This window comes from Ginsengibacter sp., assembly GCF_057362405.1.
Genome location: NZ_JBMQQG010000277.1, coordinates 1 through 9,518 on the forward strand (window position 1 = coordinate 1; position 9,518 = coordinate 9,518).

7 protein-coding genes are annotated in these 9,518 nt (G+C 38.9%); 6 read left to right on the plus strand and 1 reads right to left on the minus strand.

The genetic code is table 11. The features are described from left to right. Positions 1-425: 425 nt before the first annotated feature. On the minus strand, positions 426-842 hold the full coding sequence (locus ACO1O5_RS22845; RefSeq protein WP_486274442.1) for a DUF1761 domain-containing protein: 417 nt from the start codon (positions 840-842) through the stop codon (positions 426-428). A 186-nt stretch (positions 843-1,028) separates the two neighbouring features. Between ACO1O5_RS22845 and ACO1O5_RS22850 the strand changes: the two genes are divergently transcribed. The 6 genes from ACO1O5_RS22850 to ACO1O5_RS22875 all read left to right on the plus strand — a co-directional run. Continuing rightward, positions 1,029-2,666, plus strand: coding sequence for a beta-N-acetylhexosaminidase (locus ACO1O5_RS22850; protein ID WP_486274443.1), 1,638 nt, complete (start codon positions 1,029-1,031; stop codon positions 2,664-2,666). Between the two features lie 248 nt (positions 2,667-2,914). Then, the gene (nagB, locus tag ACO1O5_RS22855; RefSeq protein WP_486274445.1) at positions 2,915-4,816 is read left to right on the plus strand and encodes a glucosamine-6-phosphate deaminase; all 1,902 of its coding nucleotides are present in this window, start codon (positions 2,915-2,917) and stop codon (positions 4,814-4,816) included. Between the two features lie 57 nt (positions 4,817-4,873). Beyond that, positions 4,874-5,239, plus strand: a complete 366-nt coding sequence (locus ACO1O5_RS22860; RefSeq protein ID WP_486274447.1) for a hypothetical protein — start codon at positions 4,874-4,876, stop codon at positions 5,237-5,239. A 73-nt stretch (positions 5,240-5,312) separates the two neighbouring features. Then, the gene (locus tag ACO1O5_RS22865) at positions 5,313-6,602 is read left to right on the plus strand and encodes a TolC family protein (protein ID WP_486274449.1); all 1,290 of its coding nucleotides are present in this window, start codon (positions 5,313-5,315) and stop codon (positions 6,600-6,602) included. 2 nt (positions 6,603-6,604) lie between these two features. Then, entirely contained in the window at positions 6,605-7,702 is a 1,098-nt protein-coding gene (locus tag ACO1O5_RS22870) for an efflux RND transporter periplasmic adaptor subunit (RefSeq protein ID WP_486274451.1), read from the plus strand. A 50-nt stretch (positions 7,703-7,752) separates the two neighbouring features. After that, the coding region (locus tag ACO1O5_RS22875; RefSeq protein WP_486274453.1) for an efflux RND transporter permease subunit at positions 7,753-9,518 on the plus strand (1,766 nt) is incomplete at its 3' end.

Genomic DNA, 9,518 nt, shown 5'->3' on the forward strand with positions numbered 1-9,518 from the left:
AATTATTTATCATAGGACACAAGCTATTACGCTTGTATTATTTTCAGGATAGGGTTCAGAAAATCAAAACCCCGCGTTTTACGGCGGGGCACTCCTGATTAAAACCACACACAACTCTTGTTTTTATTTGCTTGTTCGAATTCCTTCTTTTAATAAATATGAAGTAGCAAAATTTAGATATTTACTTCTTCATTGCTTGTAAGGACAAAGATGCTATATTATGATTTCTATTAAAATACTCAATTTAAAGTAGGCGACTAAGACGGGATTTCACTGAATTAAAAATTTTACAAGAGTTTACCTGGGATGTAAATGAGGAAGATCGGGCATAACAAAAGCATGACTGATGCGGGAGTATGATCAGAGTCATTAACATTTAATTATCTCGCTGGAAAATTAAAAAGGCAACCTTGGCATGAGACAAATTACCACCAACAAACAATGATTGCAGCAATAACATTACCTGCAACATTATAAAGTCCATTTATTAAATGAAGACCCAACGGTCGCTTTTCATAAACATAAGAAATGTGGACAGCAGTTGCCGCGAAGCAGATTCCGGTAATAAGTCCCAATTTTAATCCTCCCACCCAACCGAAAATCCAAAACCGTGTCGCAATTATTTCAAGACCAAGCGCACAAACAATCATCAAAATTAATGAGACAATCATTGTTACGGCCGCTCCTTTTTTTGCGTCGGGTTGGTTAATAAAAACGGCATTATACTCACGCCATTTTTTTCCAAATAGAACCGTATACCAAATTGAACCAAGAAAAAAATAAGCTAATCCGCCAACCAATACTGCAAGCCAGTTTATATGGCTAAAAATTTCTGTGTGCATAATTTGTTATTTAGGTTAAAAAGATTGTTTTAGAAAAATAAGAAATCTTTAAGCAACTTGCAACTATGCATACACGAAAATCAACAAGCTTTGATATCGACTTTGTTCCAACGTATAAATAATCTAAAAGAAACTGGCAATCGCCAACAAAATTTATAGTAATACATTTGCAAAAAAATTATTTTAATGAAGAACCTAATCCTCTTTTTTTTTATCGTGATAAACTTACCAGCAATATCACAAACCCCTATCAATATCATTCCAAAGCCGGTACAACTTACTCAAAAGACTGGCTATTTCAATCTCAATAAATCAACAGTTATTGTAGCCAATACTGCTTCCAGGCACAATGCAGACATGTTGAATTTTTATTTGAAAAATTTTTATGGTTTTACGCTTCGTGTAGAGAATATCTCTCCTTATCAAAATGTAAAAAATGCGATATCACTTGGTTTGTTATATCCCGGAGATCGGAAGAAAGATCAGTATACGCTTAACATTCAAGGCAATAAAATTAGCATTGGAGGAACCAGTAATGAAGCAATATTTTACGGGATACAAAGCCTACTTCAGCTGTTGCCAACTGATCAAGATTCAATCAGCAATAGTCAATATCAAATTCCACAAGTCAGCATTACAGATTATCCACGCTTTCAGTATCGCGGTATGCACCTGGATGTAGGCAGGCATTTTTTTGGAGTTGCTGAAGTGAAAAAATATCTTGACTACATGGCGTTCCATAAATTCAATACTTTTCACTGGCATTTAACTGAAGACCAGGGATGGAGGATAGAAATAAAAAAATATCCCTTACTTACTTCTGTTGGTGGATTTAGAAATGGAACTATTATTGGCCATCACCCGGGTACAGGAAACGATAGCATACATTACGGTGGCTTCTATACGCAACAAGAAATAAAAGATATTATAAAATATGCCCAGGACCGTTATATCACCATTATTCCCGAAATAGAAATGCCGGGACATTCGTCGGCAGCTATTGCGGCTTATCCGAAGCTTAGTTGCTTTCCCGACGAATCTACATTAATTAAATCTAACACTCCCTGGGCCGGAAGCCGCTCCGGTAAACAGGTGCAGCAAACATGGGGCGTATTCGAAGATGTCTATTGTCCATCCGAATACACCTTTAAATTTCTTGAAAATGTATTGGATGAGGTGATGCAATTGTTCCCCTCAAAATATATTCACATTGGTGGGGACGAATGCCCGAAAGACGCCTGGAAGCGTTCTGATTTCTGCCAGAAACTTATTAAAGAAAAACATCTAAAAGATGAAAATGGTCTACAAACTTATTTTATCAGCAGGATAGAAAAGTATTTAAATAGTAAAGGAAGAAACATTATTGGTTGGGATGAAATCCTGGAAGGAGGTTTAACGCCTAATGCCACTGTTATGAGCTGGCGCGGAGAAGACGGAGGCGTAGCCGCTGCGCAGCAACATCACAATGTAATAATGACTCCCGGCAAGTACTGTTATTTCGATCATTCACAGTTAAAAAATGATGACAGCCTGACAATTGGTGGTTATCTTCCACTCGATACGGTATATAGTTACGAGCCGGTTCCAAAAGAATTAAATGCACAGGAAGCAAAATACGTGTTAGGTGCACAGGGTAATGTTTGGACAGAATATATCGCCAACAACAGCAAACTGGAATATATGATATTGCCTCGCATGAGCGCATTAAGTGAAGTTCTTTGGAGTCCGAAAGAAATGCGTAACCTGGAAGACTTTAAGACCAGGCTACCGGATATGGTTAACCGATACAGAATGTGGGGCGTCAATTATTGTAAAGATTTTTAACAGCTGTGTAGCAATCTGCAAACTATTTCTAAAAATCCGGTTAGCTGGGAAAGTAATCTATTACCATTATTTATTCAAAAAATAATACTGAATTACCAATCTGTTTATCCAATGACAAAATAAATACTATTCAACTTATCTTCGCGCCGTTCTTAAGTTAGATGATAGTATTTCCTTAAAGGATATAACGGTTGGTAACATGGTCGGTAAACATTTTTCAATATACCTTTTACAAAATCGAAACAGACATGATTGACTCTCTTGAAAAAATTCCCGTTTGGATCTTTAAAACGCCAAAAGAAGGCTCACAGCAGGTAGCCCGCATTATTTCTGATCTTATAAGAGAAAAAAACGCTGCCGGAAAAAAGGCAGTAATTGGCCTGGCCACAGGCTCAACGCCGAAGTCCTTATACGCCGAACTTGTAAAACTTCACCAGGAAGAAGGATTGAGTTTTAAGAATGTTATCACATTTAACCTGGATCAATATTACCCAATGGAGCCCGATGCTCTCAACAGTTACCATTATTTCATGCGCAAGTATTTATTTGAGCAAACAGATATTGATCCTGAAAATTATTTTTTACCCAACGGATTAGTGCCAAAAGAAAAAATAAAGGAGCATTGCGCGGAATACGAAAAGAAAATTGCAGATGCGGGCGGTATTGATTTACAAATCCTGGGAATAGGTAACAATGGCCACATTGGTTTCAACGAGCCCGGCTCACCTGTGTATTCCAAAACAAGACTGGTTACCTTGGAAAATTCTACCCGCATCGCCAACTCTCACGAGTTTGGAAATATTTCACAGGTACCACGCATGGCCATAACGATGGGCATCAGCACCATCATGAGATCACGCCGCATAATTTTGATAGCCTGGGGAAAAACCAAAGCCCCTGTTATTCAAAAATCTGTCGAGGGAAAACCAACCGAAGAAGTACCGGCCTCTTTATTACAAAATCATGATAATTGCACTTTCGTTGTTGATGAATTTGCAGCGTCCGAACTGACGAGGTTCAAATCTCCCTGGCTTACCGGCGAATGCGAATGGACGCCTAACATTATTAAGCGGGCGGTAATTGATCTTGCGTTAAAGTTGGAAAAACCTGTGTTAAGTCTTACCAATCACGATTATAATGAATATGGCCTGAGCGATTTGTTAGTTGAAAGAGGAGACGCTTATGAAATAAATCTCGAAGTATATTATATGCTTCGCGATGGCATCACCGGTTGGCCGGGCGGCAAGCCTAATTCCGTAATGCCAAATCATCCTGAAAGAAGTATTCCTTATCCTAAACGAGTGATTATATTCTCTCCTCATCCCGATGATGATATTATTAGTATGGGAGGTACTTTTATGCGGTTGCATGATCAGGGCCATGATGTACATGTGGCATATCAAACCAGCGGGAACATTGCTGTTACCGATGAATTTGTAACCCGTTTTCTTGACTTTACTGTTGGTTTCGAGAAAATTTTTGACATAGATAATACAATCAGTAAAACAATATTAAATAAAGCCACAGCGTTTATCACCGAAAAAAAAGCAAGTGAGAAAGATACCAGCGAAATAAGGAGCATAAAGGGTTTAATACGCCGCTGCGAAGCAAGAGCCACCTGTAAGTATGTTGGGTTGAAAGAGGAGCAGATTCATTTTATGAACCTCCCTTTTTATGAAACCGGCACTATTGAAAAAAAGCCAATGAGCGATGAAGATGTGCAAATAACGGTGAAGCTTATGCGAGAAATAAAGCCTCACCAGGTTTTTTGCGCAGGAGATCTTGCGGATCCTCATGGCACGCACAAAGTTTGCATAGACATTATTCTGGCCGCACTTGCTTTGATGAAGCAGGAAGGCGATGAATGGCTGGCAGATTGCCGGGTTTGGTTATACAAAGGCGCCTGGGAAGAATGGGATATAACGGAAATTGAAATGGCCGTGCCGATGAGCCCTGACCAGGTGAGGAAGAAACGCTATGGAATTTTTATTCATCAATCGCAGAAAGACAGTGTTCCATTCCAGGGCAGTGATAATCGGGAGTTCTGGCAACGGGCTGAAGAAAGAAATGCCAACACTGCGGATCTGTATGCAAAACTCGGTCTTACACGATACGCTGCCATGGAAGCGTTTGTAAGATTACCGATTTAAGATTTAAGAAAACTTTTATAATTTGATAGCTTAATACCGTAATACCTTTGCCCCTCCATGAAAAGGCTTCTGGCTTTTATTTTACTACTTTCTCACATGAATACGTCAATGCTCCTTCCGCAGGCGCCAGAAGATGATGTGTATGATAAGATGGGCAACCAGGTAGATGACATTAATAGTATTGTTGAACTCGTGATGGTGAAGTTAGGATTGGATCATCATGCAGATGATGAAGATAATGACCAGGGCCAGAATTTCCACATAGTCAAAATTTTTGAATATTGTTTCCAACCTGTATTCAGTGAGATGAACGATAAAGGATTCGCCATTGACAAAAAAGCAATGTTTGGCGTTTATAAGGAAAATAAAGTTCCTGATATTTCTTTCGATATAATTATTCCTCCTCCCAAAGCCGCTATCTAAGAAGGTTTTTTTCAATGCCTGAAGAACATTACTGTTCTTCTTTATGTGTTTTTTTCATTATTAAATAAGAATTATGAATTTATGCTCATGGTATAAGCTATGCGTTATTGCGTTGCTAATTCCGGTATTACCTTGTTTGGGATCCCCACCGGCAGATACTTTAAAATTAACACCTGCCGAAAGTGAAAAACTCTTTTTGCAGAACAATTTATCGATACTTGCGGCCAGGTACAACGTAGATGCCAACCAGGCTTTAATAAGGCAGGCAAAATTTTGGGACAATCCAATTATAAGCACCGACCAAAATATTTATGATAAGCAAGGAGGATTTTTTGCACACAACGGGTCTAACGGGCAGGTGTACGTGCAGGTAATGCAGCTAATCAAAACGGCAGGTAAACGCAATAAACTGGCACAACTTGCCATAGATAATGCCACCATTTCAACAGCACAATTTGACGACCTTGTAAGAACACTAAGGTATGCGCTCATTAGTGATTTATACGAAATTGAGCACCAGCTTAAAATTAAACGTGTTTACGATACAGAGATTGGTCAATTGCAAACATTGGTTACAGGAATGGATGCAGAATTAAAAGCAGGAAACATTTCAGTAAAGGATAATATTCGCATCAAAGCCTTACTGTTTAGCTTGCAAAACGAACTTGTAAATGTAGATGCTCAACTAATTCCCCTGGAGAGTGAAGTAAAATTATTGCTGAGAAATAACGACAGCACTTTTATTTTTCCGGTAATGAATTACTATTTACCTGATCTTATAAAAAAAGAAATACCTGCCAAAGAAGAACTGGTACAGATTGCAGACTCAATTCGCCCTGATATTAAAATTGCGCACACTCAACTTGACTATGCGAATCATAATTTCATTTATCAAAAAGCGTTGGCAAAAGCTGATATAAGTGTTGGAACCGAATATGACCAGCGAAGCAGCTACTCACCGGACTATGTAGGTCTTGCTATATCATTCCCACTGAATATTTTCAACCGGAACCAGGGCGGTATAGCCTCCGCACAATATATTATTAAGCAACAGCAGTCCTTGTATGATAACCAGGTTTCACAAATTGAAAATGATATTTCTTCGGCGCTTGCCAGAGTAAGATTTTACCAGGGAGTAAATAACCTGCAACAGCTCGATTTTGCCCAACAATATGACGCCGTTTTCCAGAACATGCTGAGGAGTTATACACAACGCCAGGTTAGCCTCCTGGAATTTATAGACTTTGCTGATGCCTATAAAGACACCAAATTAAAATTACTGGAACAACATACCGGACTTGTAAAAGCGCTTCTGGAATTAAATTACCAGGCAGGCAAGGATGTTATCATTTTAAACAAATAAATATGAAAAATACTATTCCATTTATTGTTGCAGGCATGGCACTTATTTTCTCCGCATGCAAGTCAAAAGAAGAAGTTGCAGCGGCTACCAATGTGCCGCTTATATCGGATTCCCTTGCACAAATCATAAAAATAGATACCGCAAAAATCGAAAACATCGAGGACCAGCTTTTATTAAGCGGTGAAGTAAGTTATGATGATAATAAGGTGATAAAAATTTTCCCTAACGCCAGCGGACAGGTAGAAAGTGTAAATGTTTCTTTAGGTGATAAAGTTAAGAAAGGCCAAACCCTGGCGGTTATCAAAAGTGCTGACGTCGCAGGAAACTATGCTGACCTCTCCACAGCAAACAGTGATGCTGCCATTGCCGAAAAAGAATATAAAAATGCAGAAGACTTATACAAAAATGGTATAAGCAGTGAAAAAGATTTTAGCCAGGCAAAGATTGAATACGACAAAGCAATGAACGCGGTAAAAAAAGTGCAGATGCAGATTGAAATAAATGGTGGGGGAAAGACAAAGCCGGGCGGCAGTTATATTATTACAGCGCCACGGGACGGTTTCATTGTAGAAAAAAATATTAACGCAGGCAGTTTTATCCGGAATGATAACAGCCAGAATTTATTTACCATTTCTGACATGCAGGATGTGTGGGTTTTGGCCAATGTATTTGAAACCGATATTCAAAAAATAAAAGCAGGGCAACCTGCCGAGGTTACTACCCTTGCGTACCCGGATAAAGTATTCTATGGAAAAGTAGACCAGGTCAATACGGTACTGGATCCTTTAAGTAAAGCAATGAAAATAAAGATTGTATTGCCCAATACAGGCATGCTCCTGAAACCGGAAATGTTTACCAATATTACCCTGGCGCAAAAAGAATCTGCCAAAGCATTGGAAATACCTACTGAGGCTGTAATATCAGATGGAGGTAAAAACTTTGTGGTATTATACAAAGACAGGTATCATGCAAAAGCCCAGGTTGTAAATATTCTAAAAGTCTCTGGTACTAAAACGTATCTAACGGATGGCGTAAAGGCAGGCGACTTGCTAATAAGTAAAAACCAAATACTTGTTTATAATTCGCTTACGGAAGAGTAACATCCTTTTTTACAATCAATCTGATAGTTATCGGATCTAAAAATTAAACAGTGGTTAAACTCATAAAAAATATTATTCATTTCTCTCTTCGCCACAGGTACCTCGTGTTTTTTCTTACTATAATACTGGTGATTATTGGAATATGGAGCTATAAAAATACCGCGATAGAAACCTTTCCCGATGTTACCAATACCCAGATTATTATTATAACGCAGTGGCCTGGACGTAGTGCAGAAGAAGTAGAAAAGTTTATAACGATACCGCTGGAAGTGGCTTTAAATTCAGTACAGAAAAAAGAGAATTTGAGAACCACTTCTTCATTCGGTTTAAGCTATGTCCGCATTATTTTCAATGATGATGTTGATGATGCATTTGCCAGGCAACAGGTTATCAGCCGGCTCGGCAATGCAGATCTTCCAGAAGGAGCAGAACCTGAAGTAGAGCCGCCTTACGGGCCCACCGGCGAAGTATACCGGTATACTCTTACAGGGAAAAATTATTCAATACGCGACCTAACTACCTTGCAGGATTGGGTACTCGACAGGCAACTTAAAAGTGTGCCGGGGGTAGCGGATGTAAACAGTTTTGGCGGCGAAGAGAAAACATTTGAAATAAGTGTGAATCCGAATTTGCTGAATCAATACAACCTGAGTTCCCTTGATGTTTATTCCGCAGTAGCTAAAAGCAACCTGAATGTGGGTGGTGACGTAATTGAAAAGAACGGCCAGGCTTTCGTGGTCAGGGGTATAGGATTATTAAACAACATCAGTGATATTGAAAACATTACCATTACTAATATCAATGGTGTTCCTATTCTTGTTAAAAACGTTGCCAAAGTTGAGGAAGCGGGAAAGCCAAGACTAGGGCAAGTTGCCCGTGATTTTGATAAAGATGTAATTGAAGGAATTGTTGTGATACGCAAGGGTGAAAATCCTAAAGAAGCGTTGGACAGGATACACGCTAAAGTAAAAGATCTTAATGATAACATTCTGCCCAGGGGTGTAAAAATAAATACCTTCTACGATCGAACGAATCTTATGGATTATGCAACTGATACAGTTTTGCATAACCTTGCCGAAGGCATTATACTGGTAACTGTAATCGTATTTCTATTCATGGCGGACTGGCGAACAACCTTGACCGTTAGTATTATCATTCCTTTGTCGTTATTATTTGCATTTATATGCATGCGCATTAAAGGCATGTCAGCTAATCTGCTAAGCATGGGCGCTGTAGACTTTGGAATTATTATAGACGGAGCCGTCGTTATGGTGGAAGGGCTCTTTGTGGTACTCGATCAAAAAGCCCGGGAAGTAGGAATGGAAAAGTTCAATAAGCTCGCCAAGCTTGGATTGTTTAAGCAAAAAGGCACCGAGATGGGAAAAGCAATCTTCTTTTCTAAAATAATAATCATAACGTGCCTTATACCCATTTTTGCTTTTCAAAAAGTAGAAGGAAAAATGTTTTCCCCTCTTGCTTACACGTTGGGTTTTGCATTAATGGGCGCTCTTCTTTTTACACTCACTCTTGTCCCGGCATTGTCAAGCATACTACTTAGAAAAAATGTAAAGGAAAAACATAATCCTATTCCCATCTTCTTTGAAAAAGGAATTGGCAAATTATTCAGGATAACCTATGGCAATAAAAAATCGAGCCTGCTGGTAGCTCTTGCTATCATGCTAATCACTTTTTTTTCCGCAAAGTTTTTGGGGACTGAATTTTTACCCCAATTAAATGAGGGCGCACTTTGGGTGGAGGCAGAACTACCCATGAGTGTAAGTTTGCCGGAAGCCAATGAAATCAGTAATAAAATGGT